The organism is Mesorhizobium sp. M2A.F.Ca.ET.046.03.2.1 (genome assembly GCF_003952425.1).
Taxonomy (GTDB): Bacteria; Pseudomonadota; Alphaproteobacteria; order Rhizobiales; family Rhizobiaceae; genus Mesorhizobium.
In genome coordinates this window covers 6,739,234-6,754,643 of record NZ_CP034449.1, presented here as the reverse complement: position 1 = coordinate 6,754,643, position 15,410 = coordinate 6,739,234, and the positions used below count along the sequence as shown (strand labels likewise).

Annotated in this window: 14 protein-coding genes; 7 read left to right on the top strand and 7 right to left on the bottom strand. The window is 64.3% G+C overall.

From position 1 onward, the window contains the following. Positions 1-76: 76 nt before the first annotated feature. A complete protein-coding gene (locus EJ072_RS32320; protein WP_126082875.1) occupies positions 77-1,207 on the bottom strand; it encodes a glycosyltransferase in 1,131 nt (376 codons plus the stop codon). 10 nt (positions 1,208-1,217) lie between these two features. Beyond that, positions 1,218-1,781 (bottom strand): polysaccharide biosynthesis/export family protein, encoded by a 564-nt coding sequence (locus EJ072_RS32315; protein ID WP_040983193.1) that lies wholly within the window; start codon positions 1,779-1,781, stop codon positions 1,218-1,220. Between the two features lie 263 nt (positions 1,782-2,044). Between EJ072_RS32315 and EJ072_RS32310 the strand changes: the two genes are divergently transcribed. Then, entirely contained in the window at positions 2,045-4,294 is a 2,250-nt protein-coding gene (locus EJ072_RS32310; RefSeq protein ID WP_126082874.1) for an exopolysaccharide transport family protein, read from the top strand. A 181-nt stretch (positions 4,295-4,475) separates the two neighbouring features. Further along, positions 4,476-4,910 (top strand): peptidylprolyl isomerase, encoded by a 435-nt coding sequence (locus tag EJ072_RS32305; protein WP_126082873.1) that lies wholly within the window; start codon positions 4,476-4,478, stop codon positions 4,908-4,910. Positions 4,911-4,929: 19 nt separating this feature from the next. On the opposite strand, the gene EJ072_RS32300 is transcribed toward EJ072_RS32305, so the two are convergent. Further along, positions 4,930-6,159 carry a GNAT family N-acetyltransferase gene (locus EJ072_RS32300; protein WP_126082872.1) on the bottom strand — a complete coding sequence of 410 codons (1,230 nt, stop codon included), beginning with the start codon at positions 6,157-6,159 and terminating at the stop codon, positions 4,930-4,932. A 91-nt stretch (positions 6,160-6,250) separates the two neighbouring features. Here EJ072_RS32300 and EJ072_RS32295 point away from each other — a divergent pair, with 91 nt between their 5' ends. Continuing rightward, on the top strand, positions 6,251-7,309 hold the full coding sequence (locus tag EJ072_RS32295) for a polysaccharide deacetylase family protein (RefSeq protein ID WP_126082871.1): 1,059 nt from the start codon (positions 6,251-6,253) through the stop codon (positions 7,307-7,309). Between the two features lie 30 nt (positions 7,310-7,339). On the opposite strand, the gene EJ072_RS32290 is transcribed toward EJ072_RS32295, so the two are convergent. Next, entirely contained in the window at positions 7,340-7,555 is a 216-nt protein-coding gene (locus tag EJ072_RS32290; RefSeq protein WP_042643947.1) for a DUF2842 domain-containing protein, read from the bottom strand. A gap of 151 nt (positions 7,556-7,706) precedes the next feature. Here EJ072_RS32290 and EJ072_RS32285 point away from each other — a divergent pair, with 151 nt between their 5' ends. After that, a complete protein-coding gene (locus EJ072_RS32285) occupies positions 7,707-8,798 on the top strand; it encodes a COX15/CtaA family protein (RefSeq protein WP_126082870.1) in 1,092 nt (363 codons plus the stop codon). A 62-nt stretch (positions 8,799-8,860) separates the two neighbouring features. On the opposite strand, the gene argC is transcribed toward EJ072_RS32285, so the two are convergent. Next, positions 8,861-9,793, bottom strand: coding sequence for an N-acetyl-gamma-glutamyl-phosphate reductase (argC, locus tag EJ072_RS32280; RefSeq protein WP_126082869.1), 933 nt, complete (start codon positions 9,791-9,793; stop codon positions 8,861-8,863). Between the two features lie 29 nt (positions 9,794-9,822). Continuing rightward, positions 9,823-10,824: an agmatinase gene (gene speB, locus EJ072_RS32275; protein ID WP_126082868.1), complete on the bottom strand. Its 1,002-nt coding sequence runs from the start codon at positions 10,822-10,824 to the stop codon at positions 9,823-9,825. Between the two features lie 125 nt (positions 10,825-10,949). On the opposite strand from speB, the gene EJ072_RS32270 reads away from it, so the two are divergent. Then, the gene (locus EJ072_RS32270; protein WP_126082867.1) at positions 10,950-12,164 is read left to right on the top strand and encodes an acyltransferase; all 1,215 of its coding nucleotides are present in this window, start codon (positions 10,950-10,952) and stop codon (positions 12,162-12,164) included. A gap of 94 nt (positions 12,165-12,258) precedes the next feature. Continuing rightward, positions 12,259-13,317, top strand: coding sequence for a glycerophosphodiester phosphodiesterase family protein (locus EJ072_RS32265; RefSeq protein WP_126082866.1), 1,059 nt, complete (start codon positions 12,259-12,261; stop codon positions 13,315-13,317). Between the two features lie 206 nt (positions 13,318-13,523). Here EJ072_RS32265 and EJ072_RS32260 read toward each other — a convergent pair whose 3' ends face one another. Next, complete coding sequence (locus EJ072_RS32260; protein WP_126082865.1) at positions 13,524-14,396, bottom strand: aldo/keto reductase family oxidoreductase; 873 nt, start codon at positions 14,394-14,396, stop codon at positions 13,524-13,526. A gap of 94 nt (positions 14,397-14,490) precedes the next feature. On the opposite strand from EJ072_RS32260, the gene EJ072_RS32255 reads away from it, so the two are divergent. Beyond that, entirely contained in the window at positions 14,491-15,399 is a 909-nt protein-coding gene (locus EJ072_RS32255) for a LysR family transcriptional regulator (protein ID WP_126082864.1), read from the top strand. Positions 15,400-15,410: the final 11 nt, after the last annotated feature.

Here is a 15,410-nt window from a genome sequence, read left to right as displayed (position 1 = left end):
GCAATTGCTTAGCAAAAGAGAGCTAAGAAAGGCTTGAAACAACCCGTGGTTTTGAAGCTGTTGTGCGGTTGCGGACCTACTTGCTCAGCGCCGCGAAATAGGCCTTCTCGATCTCGGTTGCCATCACGTCGGAGCCGAAACGCGCCTTCAGCTCGTCGGCCTGTGGCATCGCCTTGCGGTACGCATCCATGTCTTTGACCGCCATGCCGATTTTGCTGGCAAGCTCGACGGGATCCGGCCGGATCAAGGCAGGGGAGCCATCGCCGAAGATTTCCGGAATGCCGCCGACCGCGGTCGCGATCATCGGCATGCCGGCGGCCAAGGCCTCGAGCACGATATAGGGCATCGCCTCCGCGCGCGACGGAACCACTACCAGCTCAGCCAGGGCGAAAGCTTCCCTCGCCGGCATCGGAGGCAAGAAGCGAACCCGGTTCTCGAGGCCGAGCCGCTCGACCTGAGCGTGGTAGCGCGGCAGGTCGTCGCCATCGCCAACCATCACGGCGCTCAAGGGGCGTTCAGGCTCGCTGCCGGCCAAAGCCAGCGCATCGATGAAGATATCCGGACCTTTCAGGTCGCGCATCATGCCGATGTACAGGAAATCGGCGGCATTGATCGCCGTCGTCACCGATTCGAATTCCGCGGCGCGCAGGCCGTTATAGACGAGCCGGTTGGGTATGGGCGGCTCGCCGACCTTGCGCCGATACGTTTTCCGCTCATAGTCGGAAACGAACAGCAGGCAATCGGTGAAGCGCGCCATGAAGCGCTCCAGGCCGAAGAACAGCTTTCCCGTCGCCGTCGTTTCGTCATAGTGGAGGGAGCCGCCATGCGGCGAATAAAGGCGGGCCACGCGAGACCTTGAAACCCGCAACAGTGAGCCGAACAGCCGGGCATAGGCGCCACCCTTGGCGCCATGCCCATGCAGTACGTCCGGCCGCAATTCCTGGATGATTCGATAGGTGCGCCAGGCCGAGGCGAGGTCGCCCGGCCCGACATGACGCTGCATCGGCGTGCGATGGATGCCGAGCGCGAGGCTGTCCTTCATCGCTTCGAAGAGCCGCTCCTCGTAGTCGCCGCCGGTTGTCGAATCGCAGACGATGCCCACCGCATGGCCGGCGGCGACCTGCGCCTCGGTGAGGTCGCGCACATGCCGGAAGATTCCCCCGACAGGTGAGCGGAAGCAGTGGACGATCCTGAGGTTCACCGTCACGACGGACTTTTCAGAACAGGCGTTCGCGAACGTAGACGGTGTCGCCGGGCAGGAGCGGATCGGATGTAAGCACCCGTCCGGTCATCACCTTGCCGTTGATGTCGCGGGTGATGTCGACGCTCTCCTGATTGGCGCGCGGCGTGAAGCCGCCGGCAATGGCGACCGCCTTTTGCACGGTGAGCCCCGGCACATAGGAATACTGGCCGGCAGCGCCCACTTCGCCCATCACGAAGATCGGCCGGTAACGGTCGATCTCTACCGAAACGTCGGGATCGCGCAGATAGCCCTGGCGCAATTTGTCGGCGATCTCCTTTTCCAACTGCTGCGCGGTGTGGCCGCGCGCCGGCACGGCACCGACCAGCGGGAAGGAGAGGTAGCCGGACTGGTCTACGCTGTAGGTGTTGGTCAACCCGTCCTGCTCGAACACCGTGACACGGACCCGGTCGCCTGCGCCGAGACGGTAGGGCTGGTCGAGCACTTCATGGAAGGCGGCGGGCGTCGGGCGATAGCTCGAGCAGCCGGTCAGCAGCGACAGGGCAAGCAAAGCGCGAAAGAGGGAAGCAGTGCTTTTCATGACCGGCCAGGAACCTTCATCGCTCTTGCCGCAAGCCGCGGCACAACCCCAGGAAAGTGCGACCGTTATCATCCTGTTAGGGTTAATGCGCGGTAAAGGAGTGCGATCGGGCGGCGTGCTGATCGGTAAAAAGCCCAATTGTTCTATTGCTTTCCCCGGATGTTCTTTGAGGATTGTCTAATAAGTGTTCGTTTCGATCTTAACGGGTGAGTTACCATAGTTGTTTACGGTCCATCCTCGACTCAAAGTTCGGAGCAGGATGCATGTCCGTTCAGTCCGCGGCCGCAGATGTCGATGTCGACCTGAGACAGCTGTTCGCCAGCCTAGCGAGGAACTGGCTGCGCATTGTTCTCGTCACGCTTGTGGTCACCGGGCTCGCCTTCGCTTTAGCCTGGCTCGCGACGCCTTACTACAAGGCGACAGCCAAGCTGGAGATCGGCTCGCGCGAATCGGAATACACCCGGCCGCCGGGCACCAACGATGACGACAAGCCGATTCTCGACGAACAGGGCGTGGCGACTCAGGTCCAGATCATTTCCTCGCCCGATATCCTCAAGCAGGTCGCGACCAAGCTCAATCTGGACAAGCTGCCGGAGTTTGACCAAACGCTGAAGATGTCGGCGCTCGGGCGCATCCTCGTTCTCGTCGGCTTGAAAAGCGACCCCTTCGATATCCCGCCGGAAGAGCGCGTGCTGAATGCCATGCACGACAAGCTCAATGTCTACGCCGTCGAGAAGACCCGCGCGATCGCGATCGAGTTCGCCTCGAAGGATCCGAAGCTTGCCGCCGATGTCGCCAACGGCATCGCCAACGCCTATATCGCCTCGAAGAGCGACGCCAAGCTCGAATCGAACGCAGCCGCCACCGACTTCCTGGCGCCGGAAATCGCCGACCTGCAGAATCGCGTGAAGGACGCCGAGGCCAAGGTCGCGGCCTTCCGTGCCCAGTCAGACCTTCTGATGGGCGGCAACAATGCGGTGCTGCCGACTCAGCAACTTGCCGAGCTGTCGAGCGAGCTGTCGCGCGTGCGCGCCAGCCGCGCCGCCGCCGAGGCGAGTGCCGAGAGCGTGCGCCGGGCGCTGCAGAACGGCGGTTCGCTAGACAGCGTGCCGGAAGTGCTGTCCTCCGAGCTGATTCAGCGCCTGCGCGAGCGGCAGGTCGAACTCCGGGCCAACATTGCCGACCTTTCGACGACCTTGCTCGACAACCATCCCCGCATTCGGGCGCTGAAATCGCAGCTTGCCGACCTCGACGGCCAGATTCGCAACGAGGCGCAAAAGATCATTCGCGGCCTGTCGGCGCAGGCGCAGACGGCCAAGGCCCGCGAGGATCAGCTGGTCGCGGACGTCAACACGCTGAAAGCCGCCTCGGCGCGCGCCGGCGAACAGCAGGTGCAGTTGGATGCCTTGCAGCGCGACGCGAACGTTCAGCGCCAACAGCTTGAATCCTATATGGCAAGTTACAATGCGGCGGCCTCGCGCAAGGACCGCAAATACTCGCCGGTCGCGGCAAGCCTGATCGCGCAGGCGCAGGTGCCGTCGCAGCCTTATTTCCCCAAGATCGGGCCGATCACCGGGGCCGCCGCCGCCGCTTCTCTGCTGCTGATGGCGATCGGCACGCTGCTTGGCGAGTTGTTCTCCGGCCGCGCCATGCGTCCGGCCGCTGGCGCCCGCTTCACCGATATCGAGCAGGTGGCAATGCCTGTCGCGCGCACGGAACCGGCGATCGATGACGAAGGTCGTGCGTTTGCTCCTTACGAGGAAGCCTCGGCAGGTCATTCCATCGCGGAAGCGGAACTCCCAAGGCCGGCCGAGAGCGAGCCGGTGGAGGTTCATGCCCCCGCTGCCAGACCCGCTGAGTCCGTTGTCCGGCCTTCTGAACCCCGCGGATCGGCGCCCGAGCCGCGCCAATCCCGGCTCGGCGAGATCGATGTCGACAAGGCGGCGGAGAAGCTGATCGCTTCGGGCGCGGCGCGCGCGATCTTCGTGTCGCCCGAAGGCGACGAGGCGGCCGCGTCCGCCGTGCTGGTGGCGCGCGAAGTCTCCGACGCCGGCCTGCGTGTGCTTTTGCTCGATCTAACCGCGTCGGGCGCGGCATCGCGGCCGATGCTGGACTCGAGCCTCTTCCCCGGCATCACCAATCTTCTAGCCTCCGAGGCGCAGTTCAGCGACGTCATCCATCCCGATCTCTATTCGGATGCGCATGTCATTCCGGTCGGCACCGCCGACCCGGTCCGCGCCATGCGCGCCGCCGACCGGCTGCCCATCATCATGCAGTCACTGACCACGGCCTACGATCTCGTCGTTGTCGAATGCGGCCCGGCCGACGCGCAAGGCATCAGCCGCCTGGTCGGCGATGGCACCGAAGTCTTCCTGTCGATGCTGGAAGCCGACGACCAGGTGACCCAGGCTGCGGTGAAGCTGATCGAGAACGGCTATCCCGACGTCACGCTGGTCACGCCGGTCGGTCATGAGCCGGGAGATCCATTGCCCGGGCGCCGGTCGGCTGCATAAGGCCGGAGGCCGACAAGGCTGTCCCGCGTTGCCGCTTCATTTCTCGGCGGCTCCCGCACTTTACATTGGCGGCAAGGCTCCTAGTTTCGATGTTTCGCGCTGCGCATTCTGATGCGTGGATGATCGAGAGCGGGACCGAAATTCCTAGGCCGGCCCCCAAAACTCCCAAAGGATGGCTGCTATGACACAGGCCAAGAACGGCGACACCGTACGCATCAACTACACTGGGCGTCTGGTGGACGGCACCCAATTCGATTCTTCCGGCAATGAACCGCTGCAGTTTACACTCGGTGAAGGACAGGTAATTCCTGGTCTCGAAACCCATGTCGAGGGCATGGAGGTCGGCACAAAAAGCACCGTCACCGTTCCCGCTGACGCCGCCTATGGCCCTCATCGCCCCGAGGCGGTCGTAACCGTCGACCGCGCCGCCGTGCCGGCAAACATCGACGTCGATGTTGGCACCCGATTACAGGCCCGCACCCGTGAGGGACGTCCCATGCAAGTGACGGTCATCGGCGTCGACGACGCCAGCGTCAAGCTCGACGGCAATCATCCGTTGGCCGGAAAGGACCTGGTGTTCGACGTTGAATTGGTCGAGATCGTTCAGGCGGCGTAGCTAGCGACTCTCGCCGGGCCTAGCTGTCGTCCTCGGCCGGAGCGGGTGCTGCCTGTCCGGCAGCCTTGCGGCGCAGCATCTTGGTCAGCCTCCAGATCGTCGGGTTGTTCTTGATGAAGGCCTTCCCCCTCGCGCCTTGCCGCATCGCCGCGGCCAACGCGTGGCCCTTCAGCGTCAGTGGCGCGAGCACCTCGAAATGCTGGACCTCGATATCGCACCAAAGTCGCTTGTAAGCCTCGTCTCCGACCGAGAAATCATAGACGTCGAAACCGAGCTCGCAGGCTTCCTGGATGTTGTCGAAGAACAGGAAGTCGCCGGGGCTGGTGAAGGCGAGATCGTCCTCGGCGATGGCGCCGAACTCGCAGATCAGCCGCTTGCCGCAGCGGCTGGAGCCGGTCACCGCGCGCAGCTTTCCCGCCACCTCCAGGCCGTGCAGCAGGAAGGACGGCCTTTCCTCAGCCAGCGCATCGGTAAACAGCGCCCGGAAGAAGTCGCGCACCTGCCTGTCGCCGAAGACATTGGCGATGCCCATCTTGGCGAAACGCGCTTCCTTCATACCGAGGAAGGCGTCGAGCAGCCTGTCGACGTCCTCGCGGGTGCGGGCTTCGATCCGCCGGAAGGCGCCGACGGCTTCGAACTTGCGCGTCTGCGAGCGGTGCTTCTTGCGCTTGCGCTTGCCGCTCGCGCGCGACAGCAACGCGTCGAACCCGCCGTCGAGATCGACAGCGAGCGCAAGGTTCGGACTGGGGAAGCTGGGCAGCGCTGCGAGCGGGTTGACGACGCCATTGAGGTTGGGCAGCAGCCTTTCCAGCGAGATTAGGTCGATGTCTGGGCGCATCCTCGCGATCGCCTTGAACATTGAGCGGATCGCCGAAGCGTCGATGGCGGGCAGAAAGCGTGGATCAGCGGCGGCGAAATTGCCGTTGGCGTGACGCCCGCCCGCGAAACGGGCAATTTTGAACGGGCCGCGTCGCACGACTTCCAGCGCCAGCGAAAGCGCCGGGCGGGCATCACAAGTCAGCGTCGCGACAACCATGTCGGCGCCCGTCGCGGCTGCCCAGTTGTTCACCCAGGATGCGCTTTGCGCCGGCGCAAACAGCGCCGAGGCGCAGAATTGGATGTAATCGGCAAGGCCGGCGCCGTCGCTTGCGGTAGCGGCCCATCGACCCTGATCGGCTCGCATGGAGCGCGCGGAAATCTCGTTGGCCGCGACCCGGTTGCCGTCAAATGACGCGGCGGCGTCAACCATCCCTCAATCCTTAAGACGTATTGGTTCCGACTTGGGGGTTCGCATAGGCGAATGTCGTGCTTGGATGAGTCTAGGCGCAAAAGGTGAAGGAATGATCGACGGGGGCGAGGCAATCCGGAAACTGGCGTTGAACCTTGCCCGCTACTCCGGTCTGGCGCCCCTGGCGCGGCCGTTTGTCGGCGGCATCGGCGCCATCCTGATGCTGCACCGCGTCACCGCGACGCCGGAGAAGCCGAACGGCGTCAACCGGCATCTGAACATCGCTCCCGCCTTCCTCGACAGGCTCATCGCCGACATGAAGGGAAGGGGTTATGCCTTTGTTTCCCTTGATGAAGCGATCGAGCGCATCAAGATGGGTGGCAAAGGCGGCCAGTTCGCCACCATCACCGCCGACGACGCATATCGCGACAACATGACCGAGGCGCTTCCCGTGTTGGAAAAGCACGGCGCGCCGATCACCATCTATGTCGCCCCCGGCCTGATCGACGGCGCCGTCGATCTCTGGTGGGACGTCATCGAGGACATCGTCGACACCTGCTCGCGCCTGACGCTGACGATGGCGGGCAAGCCGAGGGCGATCGATTGCTCGACACGGGGCAGGAAGATCCAGGCCATCGCGCGGCTGAACGCTTGGCTGACCGTGGAAGTGCCCGAGGAGGAGCAGGGTGCGGCATTGCGCGAGCTTGCCCGATCGAACGGCTATGAATTCGGCACAGGCCGCCCATGCACCTTGATGAATTGGGATGAGCTCCGTGCCGTGGCCGCACACCCGCTGGTGACCATCGGCGCGCACACGGTCAATCATCGAAATTTGAAGCGGCTGTCCGAAGCCGATGCGCGCCATGAGATCGGCGACGTCCGCCGTATCCTTGAAGAAAGGCTCGGCGAGGAGCCGCGTCATTTCGCTTACCCTTACGGCTATGCCAGCGCTGTCGGCTGCCGCGAAGTGGGCTTCGCCCGCGACGCGGGCTACGTCTCGGCGGTGACCACGCGGCACGGCGTGCTGAGGGCCGAGCATGCCGGCTTCCTGCACGCGCTGCCGCGCATCTCCGTCAACGGCCGCTACCAGAGCGTGGCGCATATCCAAACGATGCTGTCCGGCATCACGACGCCGCTCGCCAATGCCGGCAAGATGGTGGTGACCATCTAGACCAGCCGGCGCCGCTGGCGTCAGCGAGGATCAACCCTTCGGACGCGGCTCGATGATCAGCCATTTGATGATGGCCATGGCCGGCAGAACCCAGAGAAAGCCGCTGAGCAGGAAGAACAGGAGATGCGCCGTAGGCCCGTATTCGGCGAGCCTGGTGACCGCGACCGCGGAGGCGATCAGCGCATAGATGATGACCAGCGCCACAAGCAGGATGGTTCCGATCAGCTTTTTCAGGCGAATGGGCATGTCGCGGTCTCGTTGACCCGTCTCGCTTAGGCTGAATGGCGTGCGCACGCAACCACCGCGGCCCGGCGCGACGGCGTGCCGCGCTGTCCAGCCTTGCCACGGCGCGAGCCTTGGTCCACCACTCCAGCGTTTCAACTGCCGGAAAACGTCCATGGCTGCAATCACCGCCACGGCCCCCTATGCCGCACGCGACCGAGACCTCCATAACCGCGCTTTGGTGCGCGGCTGGCTCTACGTCGTGGTGTTCGTGCTGTTCGCGCTGGTTCTGGTCGGTGGTTCCACGCGTCTCACCGGCTCGGGCCTGTCGATCACCGAGTGGCAGCCGATCCATGGCGTCATCCCGCCGCTCAACGACGCCGAATGGCAGGAAGAGTTCCAGCGCTACCAGCAGATCCCGCAATATACCGAGATCAACAAGGGCATGAGCCTCGAGGACTTCAAGTCGATCTTCTGGTGGGAGTGGGCGCACCGCATCCTGGCGCGCAGCGTCGGCGTGGTCTTCGCCCTGCCGCTGCTGTTCTTCTGGGCAACGCGCCGCATCGAGCGCGGCCTTGGGTTGAAGCTCATCGGCATCCTGGCGCTCGGCGGACTGCAAGGCGCCATCGGCTGGTGGATGGTGGCTTCCGGCCTTGTCGACCGCGTTTCGGTCAGCCAGTACCGCCTGGCGACGCATCTGACGCTTGCCGCGCTGATCTTCACCGCCACGATGGCGGTCGCGCGAGGCCTGGCGCCGCATTCGGAGCCTGCCGCCGACCGCTCGACACAGCGGCTCGCCGGCTTCATCGTGTTCCTGACGCTAATCCAGATCTATCTCGGCGGATTGGTCGCTGGCCTTCACGCCGGTCTTTCCTACAACACATGGCCGCTGATGGACGGAAAGGTGATCCCCTCCGATCTGCTTCTCCTGAAGCCCGCCTGGCTGAACTTCTTTGAGAATCCGAAGACGGTGCAGTTCGTCCACCGACTGGGCGCCTATACGGTCTTTCTCGTGGCGCTCTGGCATATGATCGCCACGTGTCGGCGCCAGCCCGGCACCACCCATGCCCGTCGCACCACGCTTCTCTTCGCGCTGGTGGTCCTCCAGGCCTCGATCGGCATCGGCACGCTGCTGATGCAGGTGCCGCTGCACATGGCATTGACGCATCAGGCGATCGCGCTGGTCCTGCTCGGCTTCGCCACCGCGCATTGGCGTGGCACCAAGGGCGCCTATCCGCTGCCGACGGAGATAAACGTCAGAAGCTGACGGCCGGCAATGAGCTCAGGAGCGCCGACCTTCCAGCGCTCTGGAAACGCCTGCATCGCCGCTCAGTGCTTGATGCCGAGCATCAGGTCGAGATTCTGTACAGCGGCGCCCGACGCGCCCTTGCCGAGATTGTCGTAGACGGCCATCAGCAATGCCTGGGCCCGCTCGTCATTGGCGAACACATAGACCTTCATCCGGTTGGTGCCGTTATAGATCTCCGGATCGATCTCCGCGATCCGCTCCATGTGGGTATATGGCGCGACCTCGACCACGCCGCCGTCGATCGACGCATAATGGTCGGCGATCGCCGCGTGGAGTTCGGCGCCGGTCGGCACGCGGTCGAGACCGCGGAGCTGCAGCGGCACCACCGTGATCATGCCCTGCGCGAAATTACCCACCGCCGGCTGCATGATCGGGTCGTGCGACAGCTTCGCATAGGCGCGGAGCTCCGGCACATGCTTGTGCTGCAGCGTCAGCCCGTAGGGCAGGAACTCGGGCGCGTCCTCACCCTTGCCGACATAGTCCTCGATCATCGGCCGCCCGCCGCCGGAATAGCCGGAAATGCCGTTGACGGTGACCGGAAAATCGGCCGGCAACAGGCCGGCGGAGACCAGCGGCCGCAGCGTGGCGATCGGCCCTTGCGGCCAGCAGCCCGGATTGGCGATGCGCTTCGCGCTGGCGATCTTCTTCGCCTGGTCCTTGTCCATTTCGGCAAAGCCGTATTCCCAGCCCTCGGCGACGCGATGCGCGGTCGAGGCGTCGATCACCTTGGTCGTGTCGTTCGTGATCAGCGACACGCTTTCCTTCGCCGCCGCATCCGGCAGGCAAAGGATCGCGACATCGGCCGCGTTGAGGAATTCGGCGCGGGCGGCGGTCTCCTTGCGGCGCTCGGTCGGGATGGAGATGATCTCCAGGTCGCCGCGGTCCGCGAGCAGCGCCCTGATCTGCAGGCCCGTCGTTCCGTGTTCGCCGTCAATGAAGATTTTCGGTTTCATCGCTTACCAAATTCCCTGCGATTCCAATGTCATATGCCGTGAGCATGATTTAGCGCGGCATGATTGCCGTTGTTCAACTCTTCCGCCCGTGCCTTTCGTTCCGCCAACAGGCCGAGATAGTGCATGGCGATGATCGATCCGGCGATCGCCGTTATATCGGCATGATCATAGGCCGGCGCAACCTCGACGATGTCGGCGCCGACGACATCGACCTGGCCGAGTTGACGCAGCGTCGACAGCATCTTGGCCGATGACGGGCCACCTGCCACCGGCGTGCCGGTGCCTGGCGCGAAGGCCGGATCGAGGCAGTCGATGTCGAAGGTGAGGTAGGTCTTCTTGCCGCCAGTGCGGTCGACGATCGCATAGGCGATGTCGGAGGCGCGCATTTCCTCGACCTCATGGCCGTAGAGGATTTTTATGCCGAACGTATCCGGCGCATGGGTGCGGATGCCGATCTGGATCGAGCGGTCGGGGTCGATGATGCCTTCATTCACCGCGCGGGCGACGAAGGAGCCGTGGTCAATGCGCTTGCCGTCATCCGGCCAGGTGTCCTGATGCGCGTCGAACTGCACCATCGCCAGCGGCCCGTGGATCGCGGCATGCGCCTTGAGCAGCGGCCAGGTGACGAAATGGTCGCCGCCGAGCGTCAAAAGGAACGCGCCTGATTTCAGGATTTTGGCCGCCTCGCGCTCGATCGTGCCGGGCGTCTTGTGGTGATTGCCGCTGTCCAGCAGGCAATCACCGTAGTCGACCACCGAAAGATGCTCGAACAGATCGCGCGAGAACGGATACTGCGGATCGTTGTCGAGGATCGCCGAGGCGCGACGGATCGCCTGCGGCCCGAAGCGGGCGCCAGGCCGGTTGGTGACGGCGGCGTCGAAAGGAATGCCCCATACCACGGCGTCCGCGCCCTTCACGTCCTTCGTATATTTGCGCCGCATGAACGACAGCGCGCCGGCATAGGTCGGCTCGAACGACGCGCCCGTCTTGGAGCGGGCGGTGAACGCGTGGTCGATCTCTAGGTTCGCCATTACGGGTCCTCGGTTTGCATCGGGGCAGCCACAACTACAGAACCGGCACGCAACATGCCAGTCACAGCTTGCGGAAACGGCGCGGCGCTCGGCGAGTGCCAGGGCAACACAGGATCTGTATCATTATGGCTGAGACGGCTCTGCTCAACCTTGCGCCCGCACCAGCGGCGACCCGTGTGGGCACGGCGGCCGGCGAGCGCTTTCTGGTGCTGGATTCCTGGCGCGGCATCTGCGCGCTGCTGGTGGCGCTGTTCCACTTCCCGACGACCTCGATGATTTCGCAAAGCGCGTTTGTCGGCGGCTCCTATCTGTTCGTCGATTTCTTCTTCGTGCTCTCCGGTTTCGTCATCGCCAGCGCCTATGGCGGCCGCCTGAACGAGCCGGACGATCTTGCGCGTTTCGCGCTCGTGCGCTTCGGCCGCATCTATCCGCTGCATCTTATGATGCTTGCCGCTTTCGCTGGCTTCGAGGCGCTGCGGCTCGTCCTGCCGGCGCTGCACGGAACGGGTCCCGCACCCTTCACCGCCGGTTTCGACCTGAAAAGCTTGATCGCCAACCTCTTCCTCCTGCAGGGCATGGGCGTCGAGGATCATCTGAGCTGGAACGCGCCGAGCTGGAGCATTTCGGCCGAGTTCTTCACCTATCTGCTGTTTGCCGCCGTCGTCTTCGCCGCTGGCCAGCGCGCCTGGACATGGTTCGTCGCCGCCGCGGTGACGGCGCCGCTTTTCCTGCTCGCGGTCTCGACGCGTCATATGGACGTGTCCTTCGACTTCGGCTTCATCCGTTGCCTTTACGGCTTCTCGCTCGGCGCGCTGCTCGCCTGGTTTCAGCACGATTCCATTGCAGAGGCGCGACAAGCGCTTAGCGGCGGGACAGGGCGCATCGCCTGGACGATTGCGGAGCTTGTGACGATCACGGGGATCGCGCTGTTCGTCTCCATTGCCGGCACCAACGACCTTGGCATTGCGGCACCGGTCGTCTTCGCGCTGGCGCTTTACCTGTTTGCACATGAGGGCGGCTTGGTCAGCGCCGTGCTGCGCAGCCGGCCGATGCTGCTGCTCGGTTCGCTCTCCTATTCGATCTACATGGTCCACATCTTCGTCCAGGCGCGCCTGATCAATGCCGGCGGCCTGATCGAACGCAAGCTCGGGCTCGGCATCGTTGGCGACCTGATGCTGCGAGGTGAGCATGCGACCGGCTTCGGCGCCGGCTCGCCCTTGATCGGTTTTGCGGCTTTGATCGCGATGTTGATCGCCGTCGTCGTCGCGTCGTGGTTCACCTGGCGCTTCGTCGAAATGCCGGCGCTCGCCTGGTTCCGGCGCCTTTCCAAGCGTATTTGACGGACTTCGATACGAAACAGCTAGCCGGCTTCGTTCACCGCCCTGTCATGGGCATCGCCTAACCGGGTCGCGACCGGAACGGAGCGATTCCCCGATGCGAACACTCTGGCTGAGGCTTTTTCTGTCCGCCGCGCTTGGTGCAATTCCTAACCAAAGTCTAGCCGGCGAGACGCGCGCCGCCCAAATCCTCGATCGCTTCGAGCACGCCAACCAATGGCGCGATCATGTGATGATCGCCGCGCACCGCGCCGGCAGCATGCAGGCCGGCAAGACGCTTTATGCCGAAAACTCGTTGGCCGCGGTCGAAGGGTCGATCGCGATCGGCGCCGAGATCATCGAGGTCGATGTCCGGCGCGCGAAGGACGGCGAGTTCGTCATCATGCATGACAGCTGGCTCGACCGCACCACCACCTGCAAGGGGGAGGTCGTGAACTACACGCTGGCCGAGCTGAAGAACTGCCGGCTGGTCATCGAGGGCACGGGCGCCGTCACCAACGAGACGGTGTCGACGCTGCGCGAGATGCTGCTGACGACCAGGGACAGGATCCTGATCAACCTCGACAACAAGCTGGAGGTGACCGACCTGCCGGGCATGGTCGCGGAGGCGCGCGACCTCGGCATGGCCGACCAGGTGATCGTCAAGGAGAACCTCTGGAACCCGCAGCGCATCGATGCCGCCAGTGCCGCGCTTGCAAGCGCAGGCGGCGGCTTCCAGTTCATGCCGATCCTCGCCGACGACGCCGTGCATGATGCCGCCTTCGCCGATGAGGTCGACAAGGTGTTCGCGCCGCGCGCCATCGAGTTGATCAACTGGCGCAACGGCGCCGAGACGCTGACCGCCTCTGGCGGGCCGCTGTTCAGCAACCATATGCGCGCGGAAGCGGCTCGCGGCGATTGGCACCTTTGGGCCGACACCTACGCCATCGTGCACAAGCCGGGCGGCTTCCTCGCCGGCGGCCGTGGCGACGAACTCGCCGTCGCCGCCGGCCTGCCACGCGAAGCCTGGGGTTTCTGGGTCGACCGCGGCGCAACGATCATCCAGACCGACGAGCCGAAAGCGGCGATCGAGTGGCTGGCGGCGAATGGCTATCGGGTGCCTTATACGACGGACATCAGGCAGGCCGAGCCGGCGCATACGGCGAGCATTAATTAGCTGGCGTCGGCGCTTCACCCCGCCCGGCGCTTCGCGCCGACCTCCCCATCGACGGGAGGTAGAACGTCGTGCCAAACTGCCGTCGCTGCATGCCTGCGGTGCGGTAATCCTGAATGCTAAACTGGCGTTCAAGCATAAAGCGCGGCGCCCTACCTCCCCTCGATGGGGAGGTCGCGCCGCAGGCGCGGGCGGGGTGCTGCGCCGACCTACGCAGCTTTCGCCACGCCATCCAGCTCGTTCAACACATCAGCCGACAGCTCCAACTCCGCGGCTGCCAGATTCTCCCGCAGATGCGCGACCGAAGAGGTGCCCGGTATCAAAAGGATATTGGGCGAACGCTGCAGCAGCCACGCCAGCGCCACCTGCATCGGCGTCGCGCCGAGCCGGTCGGCCACGTCGGACAGCGTCGACGATTGCAACGGGCTGAACCCACCGAGCGGGAAGAACGGCACATAGGCGATGCCGTCGCGAGCCAGCTCATGGATCAGCGCGTCATCGTCGCGGTGCGCCAGATTGTACTGGTTCTGCACGCAGACGATGTCGCAGATCTTGCGGCCTTCCGCGATCTGCGCGCGGGTGACGTTGCTCAAGCCGATATGGCGCACCAGGCCTTTGCGCTGCAGCTCGGCAAGCTTGGTGACCTGCGCCTCGATGGAACCTTCGGCCGGACCATGCACCCCGAACATGATGCGCAGATTGACGACGTCCATCACCTCAAGACCGAGATTGCGGAGATTGTCGTGCACGGCCTGCTCGAGCTCGTCGGCTGTGAAGGCCGGCAGCCAGGAGGCGTCTTCGCCACGGCGGGCGCCGATCTTGGTGACGATGGTGAGGTCGTCGGGGTAGGGCGCAAGCGCCTCGCGGATCAGCCTGTTGGTGACATAGGGCCCGTAATAATCGCTGGTGTCGATATGGTTCACGCCTTGCGCTACCGCTTCGCGCAGCACGGCGATGGCCGCGTCATGATCTTTCGGCGGACCGAACACGCCCTTGCCTGCGAGCTGCATGGCGCCGTAGCCGAGGCGGCGGACCGAACGGTCGCCGAGTTTATAGGTGCCGGATTTGTTTACGCTGGACATCGTGGTCTCCTTCGCTGTCGACGAGGGAGATAGCTCATGGCCGCTGTCCCGATAACCGGGTATAACCGGTACGGCTTGTGCGGAATTAGGAACAATGGCGGCTGATCTCAACGATCTTCAGGCGTTTATGGCCGTGGCGCGCGCCGGCGGCTTTCGCGAAGGCGCCCGCGCCACGGCGGGCAGCGCCTCCGCGCTCAGTGAAGCCATCCGCCGTCTGGAAACACAGCTTGGCGTGCGGCTCTTCAACCGCACCACGCGTAGCGTCGCTTTGACCGAGGCTGGCGCCGGTCTGCTGGCGCGGCTCGGCCCCGCACTGGGGGAGGTCGAAGCCGCGCTCGATGTGGTGAACGGCTTTCGCGATCGGCCCGCCGGAACCCTGCGGCTCAATGTGCCGATAAGCGCCTCGCGGCTGGTGTTGCCAAGAATCGTTCCGGGTTTTCTGGCGGCCTATCCGGCCATTCGCCTGGAGGTGATCGCCGAGGAGAACTTTATCGATCTGCTGGTGGCCGGCTGCGATGCCGGCATCCGCTATGACGAGCGGCTGGAGCAGGACATGATCGCCGTGCCGATCGGACCGCGCACGCAGCGCTTCACCACCTCCGCAGCACCAGCCTATCTTGATCGCCACGGCCGGCCACAGCACCCGCGCGACCTGCTTGGCCATGCCTGCATACGCGGCCGCTTCCCGAGCGGGGTCATGACGCCCTGGGAGTTCGAGCGGGACGGTGAGGTGGTGCGCGTCGACACCACCGGACCATTGCTCGTCAGCATTGGCGGAGGCGTCGATCTCGCTGTCGACGCGGCGATTGCCGGTGTCGGCATTCTCTGGCTGTTCGAGGACTGGGTGCGCCCGCATTTCGAGAGCGGCGCGCTGGAGCCCGTGCTGGAGCCGTGGTGGCAGGAATTTTCCGGGCCGTTTCTCTACTATCCCGGGCGCCGCTTGGTGCCCGCGCCGCTGCGCGCCTTCATCGACTACATCAAAACGCCGGCCGGGCACTGGTAGCGGAAAACAAA

What these genes read in the sequence shown, in the direction of transcription:
- argC (WP_126082869.1), bottom strand. Translation starts at nt 9,793, where the DNA reads ATGAAACCGAAAATCTTCATTGACGGCGAACACGGAACGACGGGCCTG.
- EJ072_RS32310 (WP_126082874.1), top strand. Translation starts at nt 2,045, where the DNA reads ATGTCCGTTCAGTCCGCGGCCGCAGATGTCGATGTCGACCTGAGACAG.
- EJ072_RS32300 (WP_126082872.1), bottom strand. Translation starts at nt 6,159, where the DNA reads ATGGTTGACGCCGCCGCGTCATTTGACGGCAACCGGGTCGCGGCCAAC.
- EJ072_RS32285 (WP_126082870.1), top strand. Translation starts at nt 7,707, where the DNA reads ATGGCTGCAATCACCGCCACGGCCCCCTATGCCGCACGCGACCGAGAC.
- EJ072_RS32305 (WP_126082873.1), top strand. Translation starts at nt 4,476, where the DNA reads ATGACACAGGCCAAGAACGGCGACACCGTACGCATCAACTACACTGGG.
- EJ072_RS32270 (WP_126082867.1), top strand. Translation starts at nt 10,950, where the DNA reads ATGGCTGAGACGGCTCTGCTCAACCTTGCGCCCGCACCAGCGGCGACC.
- speB (WP_126082868.1), bottom strand. Translation starts at nt 10,824, where the DNA reads ATGGCGAACCTAGAGATCGACCACGCGTTCACCGCCCGCTCCAAGACG.
- EJ072_RS32255 (WP_126082864.1), top strand. Translation starts at nt 14,491, where the DNA reads ATGGCGGCTGATCTCAACGATCTTCAGGCGTTTATGGCCGTGGCGCGC.
- EJ072_RS32295 (WP_126082871.1), top strand. Translation starts at nt 6,251, where the DNA reads ATGATCGACGGGGGCGAGGCAATCCGGAAACTGGCGTTGAACCTTGCC.
- EJ072_RS32265 (WP_126082866.1), top strand. Translation starts at nt 12,259, where the DNA reads ATGCGAACACTCTGGCTGAGGCTTTTTCTGTCCGCCGCGCTTGGTGCA.
- EJ072_RS32290 (WP_042643947.1), bottom strand. Translation starts at nt 7,555, where the DNA reads ATGCCCATTCGCCTGAAAAAGCTGATCGGAACCATCCTGCTTGTGGCG.
- EJ072_RS32260 (WP_126082865.1), bottom strand. Translation starts at nt 14,396, where the DNA reads ATGTCCAGCGTAAACAAATCCGGCACCTATAAACTCGGCGACCGTTCG.
- EJ072_RS32315 (WP_040983193.1), bottom strand. Translation starts at nt 1,781, where the DNA reads ATGAAAAGCACTGCTTCCCTCTTTCGCGCTTTGCTTGCCCTGTCGCTG.